The organism is Anaerococcus lactolyticus ATCC 51172 (assembly GCF_000156575.1).
In the GTDB taxonomy this organism is placed as follows: domain Bacteria; phylum Bacillota; class Clostridia; order Tissierellales; family Peptoniphilaceae; genus Anaerococcus; species Anaerococcus lactolyticus.
Genome location: NZ_GG666047.1, coordinates 83896 through 101496, shown reverse-complemented (window position 1 = coordinate 101496; position 17601 = coordinate 83896). Strand labels below are relative to the sequence as shown.

Annotated in this window: 14 protein-coding genes; 4 read left to right on the top strand and 10 right to left on the bottom strand. The window is 34.7% G+C overall.

Annotated features, from left to right (window positions below):
* Nucleotides 1-3 precede the first annotated feature (3 nt).
* From HMPREF0072_RS07080 to pcp, 7 genes are all read right to left on the bottom strand, one after another.
* Complete coding sequence (locus tag HMPREF0072_RS07080) at nt 4-2094, bottom strand: DEAD/DEAH box helicase (protein ID WP_004828753.1); 2091 nt, start codon at nt 2092-2094, stop codon at nt 4-6.
* A complete protein-coding gene (locus HMPREF0072_RS07075; protein WP_004828751.1) occupies nt 2091-3413 on the bottom strand; it encodes a BREX system ATP-binding domain-containing protein in 1323 nt (440 codons plus the stop codon). Before HMPREF0072_RS07075 ends, HMPREF0072_RS07080 begins: the two co-directional genes overlap by 4 nt.
* The gene (locus HMPREF0072_RS07070; protein ID WP_004828749.1) at nt 3406-5076 is read right to left on the bottom strand and encodes a tellurite resistance TerB C-terminal domain-containing protein; all 1671 of its coding nucleotides are present in this window, start codon (nt 5074-5076) and stop codon (nt 3406-3408) included. The genes HMPREF0072_RS07075 and HMPREF0072_RS07070 overlap by 8 nt, the downstream gene beginning before the upstream one ends.
* Before the next feature lie 94 nt (nt 5077-5170).
* Nucleotides 5171-6022 (bottom strand): fructosamine kinase family protein, encoded by an 852-nt coding sequence (locus tag HMPREF0072_RS07065; protein ID WP_004828748.1) that lies wholly within the window; start codon nt 6020-6022, stop codon nt 5171-5173.
* Between the two features lie 93 nt (nt 6023-6115).
* Nucleotides 6116-7135, bottom strand: a complete 1020-nt coding sequence (locus HMPREF0072_RS07060; protein WP_004828746.1) for a CAP domain-containing protein — start codon at nt 7133-7135, stop codon at nt 6116-6118.
* An 88-nt stretch (nt 7136-7223) separates the two neighbouring features.
* Nucleotides 7224-8231: an alpha/beta fold hydrolase gene (locus HMPREF0072_RS07055; RefSeq protein ID WP_004828745.1), complete on the bottom strand. Its 1008-nt coding sequence runs from the start codon at nt 8229-8231 to the stop codon at nt 7224-7226.
* Nucleotides 8231-8875, bottom strand: coding sequence for a pyroglutamyl-peptidase I (gene pcp / locus HMPREF0072_RS07050; RefSeq protein ID WP_004828743.1), 645 nt, complete (start codon nt 8873-8875; stop codon nt 8231-8233). The genes HMPREF0072_RS07055 and pcp overlap by 1 nt, the downstream gene beginning before the upstream one ends.
* 89 nt (nt 8876-8964) lie before the next feature.
* Here pcp and HMPREF0072_RS07045 point away from each other — a divergent pair, with 89 nt between their 5' ends.
* Nucleotides 8965-9261, top strand: a complete 297-nt coding sequence (locus tag HMPREF0072_RS07045) for a rhodanese-like domain-containing protein (protein WP_037327100.1) — start codon at nt 8965-8967, stop codon at nt 9259-9261.
* 25 nt (nt 9262-9286) lie between these two features.
* Here the strand turns inward: HMPREF0072_RS07045 and HMPREF0072_RS07040 are convergent, their stop codons facing one another.
* Genes HMPREF0072_RS07040 through HMPREF0072_RS07030 form a run of 3 tightly spaced genes read right to left on the bottom strand, consistent with a single transcriptional unit; the run spans nt 9287 to nt 12854 of the window.
* The gene (locus tag HMPREF0072_RS07040; protein WP_004828739.1) at nt 9287-9487 is read right to left on the bottom strand and encodes a cold-shock protein; all 201 of its coding nucleotides are present in this window, start codon (nt 9485-9487) and stop codon (nt 9287-9289) included.
* On the bottom strand, nt 9484-10218 hold the full coding sequence (locus HMPREF0072_RS07035; protein WP_004828737.1) for a class I SAM-dependent DNA methyltransferase: 735 nt from the start codon (nt 10216-10218) through the stop codon (nt 9484-9486). The genes HMPREF0072_RS07040 and HMPREF0072_RS07035 overlap by 4 nt, the downstream gene beginning before the upstream one ends.
* Nucleotides 10218-12854 carry a valine--tRNA ligase gene (locus HMPREF0072_RS07030; RefSeq protein ID WP_004828736.1) on the bottom strand — a complete coding sequence of 879 codons (2637 nt, stop codon included), beginning with the start codon at nt 12852-12854 and terminating at the stop codon, nt 10218-10220. Before HMPREF0072_RS07030 ends, HMPREF0072_RS07035 begins: the two co-directional genes overlap by 1 nt.
* Nucleotides 12855-13311: 457 nt before the next feature.
* On the opposite strand from HMPREF0072_RS07030, the gene HMPREF0072_RS07025 reads away from it, so the two are divergent.
* The 3 genes from HMPREF0072_RS07025 to HMPREF0072_RS07015 all read left to right on the top strand — a co-directional run bounded on the left by HMPREF0072_RS07025 (nt 13312) and on the right by HMPREF0072_RS07015 (nt 17558).
* Complete coding sequence (locus HMPREF0072_RS07025; RefSeq protein WP_004828735.1) at nt 13312-14109, top strand: pyruvate, water dikinase regulatory protein; 798 nt, start codon at nt 13312-13314, stop codon at nt 14107-14109.
* A 13-nt stretch (nt 14110-14122) separates the two neighbouring features.
* The gene (gene ppdK, locus HMPREF0072_RS07020; RefSeq protein WP_004828733.1) at nt 14123-16747 is read left to right on the top strand and encodes a pyruvate, phosphate dikinase; all 2625 of its coding nucleotides are present in this window, start codon (nt 14123-14125) and stop codon (nt 16745-16747) included.
* 103 nt (nt 16748-16850) lie between these two features.
* The gene (locus HMPREF0072_RS07015; RefSeq protein WP_004828731.1) at nt 16851-17558 is read left to right on the top strand and encodes a TraX family protein; all 708 of its coding nucleotides are present in this window, start codon (nt 16851-16853) and stop codon (nt 17556-17558) included.
* The last annotated feature ends 43 nt before the right edge of the window (nt 17559-17601 follow it).

Below are 17601 nucleotides of genomic sequence, written 5' to 3'. Positions count from 1 at the left end.
TAATTACAACTTTTGTAAGTATTCTTTAGCACCTTCAATATCTAAAACATTTTCAATTATATAGCTTACCTTCAATTCATTAGGGACTAGGATCATAAATTTATTTAAGGATATATATCCATCTATTAATCTTGAATTATCAATTAGAAATGATTTTATTTCTTCATCTTCAAGAGGATTTTCCCTTAATTCTTCTACCTTTCTTTTTATGCTAGGACCTATAAGAGTTGATGACTTATCTTCCACGTAATAATCCAGAGACTTGCTTTTGATATTTAAAATTAAAGCTAGAGTTTTATTTATCTTTGTAGACCTAAAGGTCCTAAGCCCGGTTTTACCGTCAAGGTCAACAAAATGATAGGATTCATTTTTTAATTCTTTGCCAAAATCATTTATTATTTTTTTACTTGGAGCGTCAAGGTCGATAGTAAGGGGATTTAAGAGGATTTCTTCCATCTTCGCCCTTATTTCTCCACTGATTTCAAAACCACCTGCACCTGCAAAGCTCCTGGCGTTTGCCTTATCAGACAGGCTCACTTTTATTTTTCGGCTCTTGTGGTTGATAGCTTCTATCTTCCACACCTGACCTGCAAGATATATCCTATCAGCTAACCTTAAATTTTCTCCTAGCTCAATCTCTCCCAGTGTTTGCTTGTCAGTTTGCACCCTGTAAGTTTTTTTCACAACAAATTGATTGTAAAAAGACCCCATTATCATTAATTTTTCGGCTTTATTGCCTACGATGTATTCTCCGTCAATTTCTTCAATAAAATCTTTTTCTAAGAGAAAATCAGTTAGAATCCTAAATTCTTCATCACTTATGTCAGAAAAACATTTTAAGTCATGGTTTAGCTTGTAAAAATCTTCAATTAACAAGCCATTTTTTTCAAGTAGGGTCGATAAAACTTGGTGGGCAAATATATCATAAGATTGTTGGGGCCTGTCTATCTTATCAAGCTTACCCTCTTCAAAAAGTCTTAGAGCTGCCAAAGCCTGAACTAAGTCCCACTTATCTGTGGCGATTTGATGGATGACTGATTTTCGAGTCCTTCTTCCTGACCTGCCTAGCCTTTGGGATAAGGATAAGACTGATGCAGGAGAGCCAACTTGGATTACCTGGTCTACTGCTCCTATGTCAATACCAAGTTCCAAGGTGGAAGTTGCCACAATGATAAAATCTGACCTACTGGTCTTGGCAAAATTTTCAATTTCAGTTCTTTTAAGCTTTGAAATTGAAGAATGGTGGGAGAAAACCCTAATCTCATAGGATTTTTCTGCCACAAGTTTTTTTAGCAAGTAAGATAATTTTTCAACCTTAGCTCTTGAGTTTGGAAATACTAGGGTTGATTTGCCTAGTGCATATTCTAAAATCTTCCTGGCAATTTCTTCATTTACATCTTCACACTCTATATAATCTAGACTGGTCTTTAAATCATTTTTTGACCTATCAAGAAGGATATTTGTCTCTCTGCCATTGAGGAAAAAACTTTTCGCTAAATCATAATTCTTATCCCCAATGGTTGCCGAAAGACCAAGCATTCTTGGTGGTCTTTCTGTGTAAGCATAAAGCCTCACAAGAAGGGATTTTAATTGAAGGCCCCTGTTGGTATCCAAAAATCCATGGATTTCATCAACTATAATAAAATCAAGATTCTTAAATAAAACACAAGCCCTCTCCTTATCAGAAACTAACATGGCTTCGAGGGATTCCGGAGTGATAAGTAAGATTCCCGTAGGGTTTTCCAAAAGCTTTTCTTTTTGACTAACTGATGCCTCTGAGTGCCAGCTAGTAACTCCTATATCAAAGTCTTCGCACATTTCGCTAATTCTTTTAAATTGGTCATTGATAAGGGCAATGAGGGGTGAAATATATAAAATTTTAAGCTTGGTTTTTATATCTTGGGATTTTGAAATAGTTGGTAAAAAAGCTGCCTCTGTCTTTCCAGATGCGGTAGGAGCTGCTAAGATTAGGTTATTATCTGTTGCAAAAATGTGTTTAATAGTTGCATCTTGGATTTTTGTAAGCGATGGCCATCCTTTTTCAAATATATATTTTCGCATATCCCTTGATAATAAATCGTAAGAATTTGTCATATCACTTCTATTTCATCATCTAAATTGTCTGGATCTTTGGAAACCGGAAGGAGTTTTCCAAATTTATCTAGAAGGAGCTCTGAGATTTCAGTTTCAGCATTTTGCCTTTTTATGTCAAGTATTTCTATAAAATCCTTTATAACTGCCCTTGGTGTCAAAAACTCATCTGCACCCGGCCTATTTAACTGGCCTTCCATGTAGGAAATTATTTCAGAGCTTGTAAAAGTAATTTCTGTTTTATAGTGGGCGTTGTAAATATTTACCAGATTTTCAAGTAAGGTATAAATTTCTTCGTCAGTCAATACCCTAAGCCCAAGGACGGTCTTGTTGGTATTTACAAACTCACTATCCATAGATGCTTCACTTCCAAGCCTACCCTTCAAGGCCCCATAAGAAACAAGACCTCTTGATTCATCAAAGACTGTTTTCCTTGTTGCTCCAAAATTTATAAATAAACCCTTGGCCAAGTTTGACTTGCACTCATTATAAATATTTAAAATCTTTTCGTAATTTCTCTCCCTAGTTGTGGCGTGTGGGAGTTTATAGAGGTTTACTGCCTCATCAAAATTTATCACAAAGCCTTTATATCCAATTTCTAAAAAAAGCTCTGCAAGATTTTTTATAGCCTCAAAATAATTGTCATCATTAATAATTTCATTTATTCCAAGATCTTTTTTAGCCTCTGTCTTTGTGGTTATATCTCCCCTAATCCACCTTATTGCCTTAAGTTTTAAAATCCTATCATTACTAATGAATCCTTCATAATATTTAGAAATTGCTTGACCAAGCTCATAGGAAAGACCAACAGCCTTAAATTTTGCTAAAGTTTCTAAAATTACTCCTATAACCTCATCTTTATGACCACCTGCCATTAAGTCTTTTAATTCATAACCCTTATTACTGCTAAGGCTATAAAAAATATTAGTAATCCATTCTTCGATTATAATTTCAATTACATTACCATTTCTAGCATTTTTAGTCTTTAAATTTTCTAATATTGTAGAATAAAGATTTACCGCCTTCCTATCAGTGGCATAAAACCTTCTTGAAGGATTAAGGTCGATAGTTGATGCTACAAAATTTTTAGATAGGGCGAGATTTTCTATGGTTTTTAGCATGAAAGATTTCCCTGAACCAAAGTCCCCAACCCAAAACCTAAGGTCACTATCGCCCTTTTCGATATTTTCCAAAATATTAACCAGCTCGTCAACCTCAGCCTTTCTGCCAACTAGGAGGTGACCTAGGCCAATGTCAGGCACAACACCAGCTTCTAAACTTTTTATAATTGTGCTTGCTTCTTTCGGATTTATCCTATCCATCAATTAACTCCTTTATCATTTGCTCATAAAACTCATCAATGAACACGCTATTGCCTTCAATTACGAGTGTTTGATCATTTGTATATTCATATAAGACATCATTAATATTATTTACAAAAACATTCAAAAAAAGTCCATCTTCCATAGCCAAATCATTTACTTCATCTTTTGAAATATAACCATCTTTAATGATTTTTTCCAATAACTTCATACTAGGTCTTGATAATTTCATATTATCAACTGGTGATTTTAAATCTGCCCCTTTGCTTATATTCGTTTCTTTTCCTGTCTCATCATCGATTTGATTTTCTTCACCACCAACAAAATCATTTATAGTCTCAACTGTTTTTGATAAGTCTTGTCTTGATTTTTTTACAAGTTTCTTATTCAACTTAATTCTTTTTGGCTTAACTTTTCTAAGCTCTAAGATTTCAGAAATCAAGTCTATATCAAAATCCCTACCCATAACTAATTTCAAAAATTCCTCGAAATTTTCTTGTCTAATAATTTCAAATAGGGCTTTCTTATCCTTAGTATTTTCCATTTTATTTCTAAAAATATGGTAAAGAGCTAACACTTTTATAGGTGTGAAATCATCTTTTAATAGGTTGTCTAAAATTTCTCTATAGTTATCTCCATCTTCAAATGACTTAAGAATCGCAACTTGTCGGTCCAAACTCAAACTAGCAATGAAACTAGCTATATCACTTGACTTATGAGGGTTTTCCTTTAGATAGCCCAGGTAAATCTCTTCAATCTTAGAATCTTTAAGATTATCAAGGTAAGCTAATTGGTATTCCATAAATACAATCAAAATATCATCGCAATGATTTTCAATAAGAAGATCAATAGCCTTTTGAGTTTTTATATCTGCTAGAAAAGAAAAATAATTTCTAACATTTGCTTCCGTTATTATAAGCAAGCTATCTAAAAGATTCTTAGACAGGGTGTAGGGCCTTGAATAAATTTTTAAAATATCAGAATTTATTTCATCTTTTCTAAATACAAGCTTTAGGCTTTGTAAAAATAAATTTATCGTTAAAGCGCTAAGACTTGGGCTTTCCCAAAGGACGTTTCTTCTCTGACCAAGTTGGAGAAGAGCCCTCTCCTCATCTTTGGCAAACTTATATTTTTCCCTCAAACTTCCATCTGGATCCCAAAAAACAACAACCTTGCCGCAAGCTGTTAGATTATAAAAATCAATAACTTCTCGGTTTAAAGCTGGAAAAGTTTCAAAAAATTTATCCGCCTCCACATTTAGGATTGGCTCCAAGTTTTCATGGGTGAGACTCGTTAAATTTCTATAAATTCTCATAGCCTTTTTTTCGTGATAGGGGTCAATAAAATCTTCCACATAATCACGTGCGAGGACATAGAGTTGGTTATAGAGGTAGGTGGTTTTAGGCATCTTTAAGTTTTTCTCACTTAGCCTCGCAAAATTTATATAAAGCTTAAGGCTTTGTGATTTAACCTGACTTGGCACATCCATGAGATTACCCGTCAACCTCAGTTTAGATACAAAATAACCATCATTTTTTTCTCCCAGGTCAAGGTTAATATTAGCTTTGATATGGTCTTTATTTATTTTTCTTTTAATTTTCTTTTTATCTACATCTTTGATATCTTCTAATAAATTTTCTATCAAAGCCTTTATATTATCCATACTACCTCCACTTCTAGCTTATGTATCATTATACTTCTGACAAGCACTTTTCTAAAGGCGTTATTTTACAATCAAAAAAAGTGCCGAAGCACTTTTAATTTGTAATTATTTTCATAAGATCATTTACGGATGAATCATAAACCGGACCAAATCTTAATAGGTATTTCATTAATATATACAACCTGTAAAAATTAAGTCGCTTTTGATAGCCATCTTTTAGGGGCATAATTTCCTTATACTCTTCATAAAAAGCCTTCCTAAACCCACCAAAGACAGTTGAGACCCCAATATCAAACTCCCTATCCCCATACAAAGGTGATGGATCAAACACAAGAGGCCTTTCGTCCTCATCGAACATAAAGTTTCCTGCCCACAAGTCACCATGAAGTAATACAGGCTCTGTCTGATGCTTATCAAGTTCTTTTTCTATTACTAGCCTTACTTCTTCATACCTATAAAGGTCTTTTTCGTCCCAGAGCTTAACTTTTTTAAGCATCTTTTTTAGCTTATCCATTCTCTCATTAAGGAAAACTTCCTTCCAAGTATCCTTAAATTCATTGTCAAAATCACAAGCAGTGCCTATAAATGGATAAGGAAAACCAAATTTTCCATCAGGACTTTTAATCTTGTGGATATCAGCTATAACTTTGGCTAAATCTTCTTGGCTACCAGCTCTTTCTTCCTTGTGGTAGGTCATTAACAGATAGGCAGACCCATCAACATCACCACTTGCAAGAGCTCTTGGCGCAAAAATTCCATTTTCCTCAAATAATTTAAGACCTGCTCTTTCACAAGCAAAAAACGATGCGTCTTTATTCTTGTGAACCTTTAGAAAATATGAACCACCATCAGCTTCTAGCTTATATGATTCATTTACATCTCCTCCAGTCACAGCACTAATATTAGTAACATTATTAATAGGTAATAATTCTATAATTTTTTCCATATCTTCACCTGCTCTTTCAGTTAGTAATACTTTACCATAAATGCAAAATTTTACTAGAAAAATCCCCTAATCCAAATGGACTAGGGGAAAATTTTAAATTGATTTTAAAGCTTTTTCAGATTTTTCTATAATTGCTTCTGCGTTCTTAATTAAATTTTCTAATTTATCTTTTACCTTTGCAACAGTTTTTGGCGCATTTTCTAGTAAAAACTTAGCGGAAGCAACTTCGCTTTTATTATTATCAATTGCTTCTCTTAATTTTGCCTTGGCAGCTTCAAGTCTTTCCTTATCGTTAACCTTTGGACTTGTTTCTTTCTGAGCTTTGGCCTTGCCAAAGTACATGGTGTACTCTCCTACAAGACCTGTTGCCTTATTTCCTGACTTATCTGGGTAACCAAACTCCACTCCAACATAGTTCATACCAGAAGTATTCAATATACAAAGACCCATATGATCATATTCTGGATCTAAGATTATGTGTAGGTGGGCATTCCCATCAGTATAGACACCATTTGATTCAAGTAAAAGCTCATACTCGCTTTTACCACCAAAATTTTTCCTCTTACCATGGACCCATTGGTTGAAGGCCTTACTTGGTGTATAAGGATCAGAATTGTTGGCCAAAATTTCGCCATACATTTTTACACCACTTGGCAAAACAGTTGTAGAGCAATCGCTTCCATCTGGTCTAGTATGGGAAAGGCCTGTTAAACTAACTTCATACATTCTTTGAATAGCAATTTTCTCAAGATCTGTAGACCATTTAGTCATATTAATATATTCTTCTTTAGTGTTTATACCCTTAGCCTTTAGGTAGTCTCTTAATTTAGTATTTTTTGCATTTGAATTTAGGTCATAAGTATATGGAACATTTTTATCCCACATTTCTGACCTGATTTCTTTAATAGCACTAAGAGCAGCAGCCTTATTTGCTTCATCCTGTTTTAAATTAAAAGTCAAAATCTTGTTTTCAAATTTATCAGTCTTTATGCCAAAATCAAGCTTGGTACTTGCATAGGCTACGCTAGAGCTTCTTGGGCTTGTAAAACTTAGGGCGTTTATTGATAAACTTGCAAGCAAGGCTAGAGCAATAACTTTCTTTGTAGTTTTCATGAAATCTCCTTAATAATTTGATTAATTTTATTATAACACATGTAGGTTTTTTATCAAAGTAATTTATTTGTTAATTTTGGTAAAATAATTACTCAGCATCAAAAAATTCTAGTATATCTTGATAAACTATCTCGTTATTAGTTTCATTTAAGATTTCATGTCTCATGCCTTTGTAAGTCTTGGATTTTATATTTTTATAACCAATTTCTTTCAAGAAATTAAGACTATCTCTCACACCCTTTTCCCCCTTAGTTATTATGTCGTCTTCGCCAACCATATTATAAATTTCAAGCTTTGGATTCTTACACTTATATTTATGTTTTTGTCCTAAAAGTTTATTTACTTCTATCAAAGTTTTTGAATATCCAATCTTAAATTTAAATATCCTAAGTGGATCATTTGCCTTTATTTCTATATTTTGTGGGCTATAGCTTATAAAGTCTAATCCTTTAGCTCCTACAATAGCATCTATTAGTCTACTTTCAGCTTTGTCGCCCAAATAAAAGCACCCTAGATTATAGTAAAATACACCCAAGGCTGCCGCCTTATTCACAGGCACAGTCCCAGTTACAATTAGTTTATCAAGTAGGTCGTCATTTTCTCTTAAAAATAATCTTGCAACCATTGACCCCATAGAGTGACCCAACATATAATATTTTAGACCTGGATATTCATTCTTCATATATTTGGCAATCATAATATCATCATCAATTAACTCTTCTGCCCTTTTCATGTAGCCATTTGGATAAGCTGTTGAAATAGATTGTCCGTGGCCCCTATGATCACCAATTACAACTATGTAGCCATTTTTATTTAAAAAATTTGCAAAGTCCAAATAATTTCCTGAATGTTCCGCAACGCCATGGACCAATTGGACTATAGCTTTAGGTTTATCGCAAGTTAATATCCTTACAAAAGTATCAAAACCGTCTGTGTTTGTAAGGTAAACTTCCTCATAAAAATCTTCTTTTTTTACAGTCAACTTCTTAAAAAACTTACTTGTCATATCAAGAGACTTATAACGAATATCCTTTATCCAAAAATAAATTTGTGGGATAAGTAGAATCAACAAAACAACAATCATTTTAACTAACATCAGCATATCCTCCCTTCTGCTCTTTTTAAATCTTCCTTATCTTTGTAGTCGGCACTTGTTTTTATAATGATTTCCACAGCCCTCACCATTTCGTCTAAACTCATTGATGCCATGCCTTTTTTGTCAATCACTTGGGCTGGCAAGTATGGAACATGGATAAAACCAGCTGATATATTTTTGTATTTGCTCGCAAAATATAAGTCATTATACATAACAAAGTTACAAACAAAGGTGCCTGCTGAGTTTGAAACTGATGCAGGTATATTATTTTTCCTAAGATTTTCTACAAGGGCCTTGATAGGTAGAGTAGAAAAATAGGCATTTTCTCCATCCCATCTAATTTTTTCATCGATCGGCTTCTTGCCATCATTATCAGCTATCGACGCATCCGCAATATTTATGGCGACTCTTTCAACTGTAATGTCGCTCCTGCCTCCTGCCTGCCCAAGAGATATTACTATATCAGGTCTTAGGTCAACAATTTTTCTTTCAATCAGATCTGCCACCCTAAAAAAAGCTGTTGGAATTGTAAGTTTTTCTATTTTATTTCCATTAATTTTATCCGGCAGTCTATCCAAGATAAGACTTGCAGGGTTTATTTTTTCGCCACCAAAGGCATCAAATCCTGTAATTAAAATTTTCATAATTCACCTCTATATTTATTTACCATAAATGAATTAGTTTTAAACAATTTAATCCTATTTTGAGTATAATGATAAAAAAAGGAGATAAAATGACTATGAGAGAAATTACTGGCGATGATTTATTAAAACTTGATTCTTCCTATAAAATTATTGACGTAAGAACCGAAGAAGAATATAAAAATGGCCACATCAAAAATGCTGTAAACGTGCCCCTAGATAAAATTATGGCAAATGACTTTGACCTTGATAAAAACGATAAGCTTGTAATCCACTGCAGGACCAACGGTAGAAGTAAGATGGCCTTGGCTATTTTAACAGACTTAGGCTATAAAAACCTCACCCTAGCACCAGGGGTAGACCTATATAACTACGATTTAGTAAAATAAAAATTCCCTCAATTGAGGGAATTTCTTATATTTTTTTTACTTTTTTTGCTTGTGGGCCCCTTGGGGCTTCGATTTTTTCAAATTCTACATTATCTCCAGTTTCTAATTTCTTAAATTCTTCTTCAGATACTATATCAGAAAAATGAACAAAGAGATCTTCCCCACCCCACTTTATAAAACCGAATCCTTTTTTATTATCAAAGAATTTAACTACACCTATACTCATTTTGCCGCCTTTCTTGCCGAAAATAGGACTCTTAAACTTTCTTCATCTACAACGCCCATAGTATCCTCATCAAAAATTCTTATGTCTGTAAACCCAATTTTTTCGAGCAAAGATTTTACATATTCAATACTATAAATTCTTTCTTGCTGATATTCTTCTATTCTTTTGTAGGTCCCATCAGGATTTTCTACAAAGAAGTTTAGGTTCATGTCGATTAAATCATCCTCAAGGTAATTATCCCAAGTATAGAAAATATCTTCATACTCATAGACATAGCATTCTGACCCAAAAATCTCTCGCATCTTCATTTCTGAATTTATATCAAAAACCAAAAGCGAATCGTCCTTAAGATTATCATAGGAATTTCTAAAAAGTTTCTCAAGGTCAGCTGGATTTGTGACGTAATTTACACTATCCAATAAGATTACGATTAGGTCATAAAAGTTTTTTTGTTCAAAGGCTACCATATCATAATAAATTAGATTTACCTTGTCAATATCATACTTTTCTGCAAAACAATTTAGCATATCTGTTGAAATATCAAGGGCATCTATTCTCTCAAAGTCATCAAAAAAATACTGGGTGAGCATGCCCGAGCCACAAGCGAGCTCAAGCATATTCTCATTTCCAATTTCATATTTTTTTGCCAAGTCCTTGATATTTTTGGCGTAGCCTTCGTAGTCTATATCAAAACTTAATTTGTCATAGATATAGGAAAACTCACCGTACATTACTTATCCTTTATTTCTTCAAGACTAACCTTTGTTTTTTCTAAAAGGTCTTTGTAGTCAGCTAATTTTTCTTTTTCCTTATTAACAACAACTTCTGGAGCCTTGTCTGTGAAGCCCTTGTTTGAAAGTTTGCCTTCTGCTCTTTTAATCTCGGCTTCGATTTTCTTTATTTCGCCTTGTAGACGTTCTCTCTCCTTATCATAGTCCATTAGTTCATCTAGGGACATATAAACTGAAAATTCGTTAAATACAAGTTTTACCAAGCCTTCGTCAGATATTTCTGCTTCATCCTTATTTAAAACTTCAACTCCACTTGCACTTGCAAGGTTTATAAATTGAGCTTTTATTTGTTCGAGTAGGTCCTTGTTCTTGTCGTTTTCAGCAACTATAGTTAGGTTTTGCTTAGTTTTTGCTGGTACATTCAGACTTGCCCTTTGATTTCTTATGGCTGTGATTGCCTTGATTACAGAATTTACGTTTTTCTCTTCTTCTGTGAAGTTGAATTCTTCCTTGATTTCTGGCCATTCTTCTACAATTAGCATGTCCTTTTTATTTGGAAGTGAAGAATAAATTTCTTCTGTTATAAAAGGCATAAATGGATGAAGAAGGATAAGCATTGATTTTAGTACATAAAGAAGAACTTTCTTTACATTAGCTTTTGCATCTTCATCATCACCATAAAGTCTAATTTTGGCAAATTCTATATACCAATCACAGTATTCGTTCCAAATAAAGTCTTCAATCCTATCTGCAGCCATGCCTATTTCATACTTATCAAGGTTTTTAGATACATCTTCTATAACTTGGTTAAGTCTCTTTAGGATCCACTTATCCTCAAGGGTTAAATTTTTTCCATCAAAATCTAAGTCATCAGACTCATCTATATTCATAAGGACAAACCTTGATGCATTCCATAACTTGTTGGCAAAGTTTCTTGATGCAAGAAGCCTATCCTCATCATATCTCATATCATTTCCTGGGGAATTGCCTGTAATCAAAGTAAACCTAAGAGCATCTGCTCCATACTTGTTAACTACGTCTATTGGGTCAACACCATTGCCTAAAGACTTACTCATCTTTCTGCCTTGGCTATCTCTGATTAGGCCTGTAAATAAAACGTGGGAGAAAGGTACTTTTCCAGTTGTATATAGGGAAGCAAACACCATTCTAATTACCCAGAAAAAGATTATATCATAGCCAGTGATTAGGATATCTGTTGGAAAGAAATAGTCAAATTCTTCGTTTTCTTCTGGCCAACCTAGGGTAGCAAAAGGCCATAGGGCTGATGAGAACCAAGTATCGAGTGTGTCTTCTTCTTGGGTTACCTTCTTGCCCTCGAGTTTTCCTTCTTCATCTGGTTCATCTTCAGATACAATAATTTCCCCATCTTCTGTATAGAAAACTGGAAGTCTGTGTCCCCACCAAAGCTGACGGGAAATAGTCCAGTCTCTAATATTTTCAAGCCAGTTCATATAAGTTTTTGATAAGTTTTCTGGAATCAATTTTAATTCGCCAGAATTATAGGCATCTATACACATCTTGGCAAATTCATCCATCTTTACAAACCATTGTTTAGAAATTAGTGGCTCAATTACAACATCAGTTCTTTCAGAATAACCTACTGCATGGTCGATTTCTTCGATTTTTACAAGGAGACCTTGCTCTTTTAGGTCAGCAAGCATGGCTTTTCTTGCTTCATATCTTTCCATGCCAGAATACTTGCCATAGCCTTCAACAATGTGAGCCTTAGAGTCTAAAATAACACATTGACCAAGGTCGTGGCGAGCTCCTACTTCAAAGTCGTTAGGGTCATGGGATGGGGTTATTTTTACACAACCAGTACCATATTCCATATCTACATAAGAATCTGCAATTATTGGAATCTTACGACCTACAAGTGGCAAAATTAAATTTTTGCCTATCTTATCTTTAAATCTTTCGTCTTCTGGATTTACAGCAACAGCCAAGTCGCCAAGCATGGTTTCTGGACGAGTTGTAGCTATTGTTATAAAATCATCGCTATCTTCGTAATAATATTTGATATACCAAAGCTTGCCCTTTTGGTCCTTGTGGTAAACTTCTGCATCTGAAATTGCAGTTTCTGCCATCGGATCCCAATTTACAATCCTATCGCCCCTGTATATCAAACCATCGTCGTACATTTTTTTGAAAACTCTTTTTACTGCACGAGTTAGGTTTTCATCCATTGTGAAAGAATCGTGGTCCCAATCACAAGAAACACCAATAGTCCTTAGTTGTTTTTTAATTGTACCACCATACTTATGGGTCCAATCCCAAGCTTCTTTGAGGAAGCCATCCCTACCTAAATCTGCCTTAGTCTTACCTTCACCTGCAATTTTTCCTACAACCTTGGCTTCTGTAGAAATAGAAGCATGATCAGTTCCAGGTATCCAAAGGGCTTCAAAGCCTGCCATTCTCTTGTATCTAATAACAATATCTTGCAAGGTATTATTTAGGGCGTGGCCTAAGTGCAATTGCCCAGTTACATTTGGTGGTGGCATTACTATTGTAAATGGCTTTTTGTCCGGGTTTACTCCCGCTTTAAAATATCCACCATCTTCCCATTCTTTGTAAATTTTTTTCTCAAAATCCTGTGGATTATATTTTGTATCCATAATTTCTCCTCTCAATTAAAAAGGTGATAACGCATTCTAGGACGAATTATCGCGTTACCACCTAAATTTCTTATAAAAAGACTCTCTTTGCATTTATGCATGCTACATTAACATATACGAAAGCAACCTTCACCTAATAGATCCAAAGATTTTCACCAGCCATCTTCTCTCTGAGGGACTTTTTAGCTTACTCCTCTTTCATTGTTAGTATTTAACTTAAAATTATTATATTAATAATTAGCTGAAAGTCAACACCATCAAATTTTGTTAAAGAAATATCCATGTTTTTCATGATATAGATTTCCTTAAAGATATAATTTCCTTACCAAGCCTTATCCTTGTAATTTAAGCAATTTATTCTCAAGGCTAAGGATAATTATAAATTTTTGATGAAAATATTTTCATTATTTTAATTTTTTTGATATAATAGGTGTAGAGTCTTGGTGTAGGAGAAATTATGAAATTGCAAATATATATAATCTCAGATAGTAGCGCTATTGCCCTATTAGAAATGGTTAAACTCACCATGGGACACTTTGATAAAGCCTATGAAATAAAAACGTTTGATAGGATTAATAGTGAGAAAAAACTATCCCAGATACTAACATCAATAAAGGATTGTGACAGTTCGATAATTTACCACTCATTTAGAGATTCTAAAATGAAGGCCTATGTCAAAAAATACTTGGCTAGTAAAAAATTAAAGGCAATCGGACTTATGGATTATTCTGTAAGTCAAATGGCAAATCTCTTGGATAAAACCTCAGAAAAAAAAGTCCAAATAGATTCACCAGCAAAAAATCATCAAAAGAGAATCGATGCTCTGGATTTTGCGATAAATTTTGATGATGGACAAGATTTTAAGGGCCTAGCTTTTTGTGACGTAGCAATAATTGGAGTTTCAAGATCATCTAAGACCCCCCTATCCATGTACCTTGCTAGCAAGGGACTTAAGGTTAGCAATATACCAATTTTGGTTGACTCAAAGGTTCCAAAAGAATTATTTGAGATAGACCCTAGTAAAATTTTTGGTTTGACTATAGACAAGGGAGTCCTTAAAAAAATAAGAGAAGAAAGACTTAAATCTTTAGGCTTGTCTATTGATTCGCTTTATTCCTCTAAGGGAAGGATTGATAGGGAGATTGATTATGCCCTAGAGCTTATGAACGACCTAGGTTGCACGATTATAGATGTTACTTATAAATCTATAGAAGAAACTTCAGAAATTATCATCAATAGCTTAAATAAAATATAGAAAGGAACGAATTATGAGCACAAAATACGTTTATAACTTTGATGAAGGCAACAAGACAATGAGAGATATTCTGGGCGGTAAGGGTGCAAACCTTGCAGAAATGACAAATATGGGTATTAACGTACCATATGGTTTTTCTGTAACTACTGAAGCTTGTATCAGATATTACAAGGAAGATAAAAAGCTTTGGGATACCTTAAACGAAGAAATTACTAGCCACATCAAAGATCTTGAGAAACACAATGGCAAAACTTTCGGTAACAACGAAGACCCTCTTCTAGTATCAGTTAGGTCTGGTGCACCAATATCTATGCCAGGTATGATGGATACTATCCTAAACCTTGGTCTTAATGATGTTGCTGTTAAGGGTCTTGAGAATAAGACAGAAAACAAGAGATTTGCCTACGACTCTTACAGAAGATTTATACAAATGTTTGCTGACGTTGCCATGGGACTTGATAAAAATAAATTCGAAGAAGTTCTTACAGCAAAAAAAGAAGAAAAAGGCGTAAAAACTGACCACGATCTAGATGCAGAAGACTTCGTTGACGTTGTTGAAAAATACAAGAAAGTTTACAAAGAACTTGCGGGCGTTGAATTCCCACAAGATCCTAGAAAACAATTAGACCTTGCTATTTCAGCTGTATTTTCTTCATGGAACAACCCAAGGGCTATCCTCTATAGAAAATTAAACGAAATTGATGATAAGATGGGTACAGCTGTTAACGTTCAAACCATGGTATTTGGTAACATGGGTGAAACTTCTGGTACTGGTGTAGCTTTCTCAAGAAACCCAGCTACTGGTGAAAACGTCCTTTACGGTGAATACTTAATGAATGCTCAAGGTGAAGACGTAGTTGCAGGTGTTCGTACACCAGAACCAATAAGCCACCTTCACGAGCTTATGCCTGAAGTTTATGACGAATTTTATAATACAGCACAAACTCTTGAAAAACACTACAAAGACATGCAAGACATGGAATTTACTATCCAAGAAGGCAAACTTTTCCTCTTACAAACTAGAAATGGTAAGAGAACTGCCCAAGCAGCTGTCCAAGTAGCTGTAGATATGGTAGAAGAAGGCTTAGTTGACGAGAAAGAAGCTCTTTTAAGAGTTAATCCACAAGACCTAGACGGTCTTCTCCACCCAACCTTTACTGCTGAAGCTGTAAAAAATGCCCAATCACTTACCAAGGGTCTTGCAGCATCTCCAGGAGCAGCTGTAGGTAAAATTGCTTTCTCTGCCCCAGAAGCAGCTAAGAGAGCAAAAGATGGTGAAGTAGTTGTCCTTGTTCGTGAAGAAACAAGCCCAGAAGACCTCGAAGGTATGGTATCTGCAGTTGGTATTCTTACTGCACGTGGTGGTATGACTTCCCACGCAGCTGTAGTTGCAAGAGGTATGGGTAAGTGCTGTGTATCTGGTGCATCAGATATCCACGTTAACGAATTTGAACACACCCTAAGAGTAGGCGATGTTGTCCTAACAAGTGAAGATACAATTTCAATTGACGGATCTACAGGTGAAATCTATGCAGGTGCCCTTGCTACTCAACCACCACAAATGCATGGTGCTTTCGGCAAATTTATGCAATGGGTAGATAAGTATAGAGATATGAAAGTTAGAACAAATGCTGATACACCAAGAGACGCTAAACAAGCGCTAGAATTTGGTGCAGAAGGTATTGGTCTATGTAGGACAGAACACATGTTCTTTGCTGATGACAGGATTTTCCAAGTTAGAAAGATGATCCTTGCTTCAGATCTTGAAACTAGACAAGCTGCCCTTGATAAAATCCTTCCAATGCAAGAGGAAGACTTCTATCAAATCTACAAACTAATGGAAGAAAGACCAGTGACAGTTAGACTTCTTGACCCACCTCTTCACGAATTCCTACCAAAGGGAGAAAAAGAAATATCTGATCTTGCCCTTGACCTAAAGATGCTACCAGCTAGGGTTAAAGAAAGAATTGCAGAACTTCAAGAAGTAAACCCAATGCTTGGTTTCAGAGGTCTTAGACTTGGTGTAATCTATCCAGAAATATCAAAAATGCAGGCAAGAGCAATCATGCAAGCTGCAATTAGATTAAATAAGGAAGGCGTAAATGTTGTTCCAGAAATCATGATCCCATTATCATCTGATGTTCACGAACTTGATTACGTTAAAAATATCGTTAGGGAAGAAATAGAAAAAGTCTTTGAAGAACAAGGAATGGAAATCAAATACCTTCTTGGTACCATGATTGAAATCCCAAGAGCAGCTATCACAGCAGATGAGATCGCACAAGTAACTGACTTCTTCAGCTTCGGTACAAACGACTTGACTCAAATGACCTTCGGTCTATCTAGGGATGATGCAGGTAAATTCTTACCAGCTTATATCGAAAAAGATATCTTTGAAAAAGATCCATTCCAAGTTCTAGATCAAAAAGGCGTTGGTTTCTTAGTAGAAACAGCTGTAGAAAAAGGAAGAAAGACAAATCCTGCCCTCCACTTAGGTATCTGTGGTGAGCACGGCGGTGAACCAAACACAGTTAAATACCTCTACAATGTAGGTCTTGACTATGTATCTTGTTCACCATTCAGAATTCCAATAGCTAAACTTGCAGCAGCTCAAGCAGCAATAGAAAAAAATAAATAAAATCCAATCTCCGATTAGTTTTCTAATCGGAGATTTTTTTGCTAAAAATTTGCAATTTTTATAATTTTAAGATATAATCTCCTAAAACAATAAGGAGAATCTTATGGAAAAAATCAAAAATTTAAAGGGCATAAACGGTGCCCAATTAAAATATATAGCCTTCGCTTCAATGTTTATAGACCATTTCAACAAGGCAATCATAACCCCATTTCTAACAGGAACTGGCCCTATGGTTATTATTACAACTATTTTTGACATATTAGGAAGGATCGCCTTTCCTATATTTGCCTTTATGGTTGTGGAAGGATTTTTCAAAACCAAATCACAATGGAAATATTTAAGAAATTTACTTATTTTTGCAGTGATTTCCGAAATTCCCTACGACATGTTCCAGTCGGCTGAATTTGTAAATACTTGGTCACAAAATATTCTCTGGGGACTTGCCCTAGGCTTATTCACAATCATGGCAATTGATAAATTAAAAGCCTACATCAAAAAAAGACCCCTATGGATCTTTGTATCCTTACTATTAGTCGCACTTTCAAGCCTTGGCTCCATGCTCATATCATCTGACTATGAGTACTATGCCATCATAATAATATACCTATACTATATTTTTTATGACAAAAGACTTCTTGCATCAGGACTTGGCTACCTTGTAATAATCAAGGAAATCTACGCAATCTTAGGCTTTGCAACAGTACTTTTATATAACGGCGAAAAAGGCAAGCAAAATAAAATATTTAACTACCTATTTTATCCAGTTCATCTTTTGATTTTTGGAATAATAAGGATGGCCTTTAAAATCTAAAAGACAGCTTAATTTATTTAAGCTGCCTTTTTATTTTGCAATT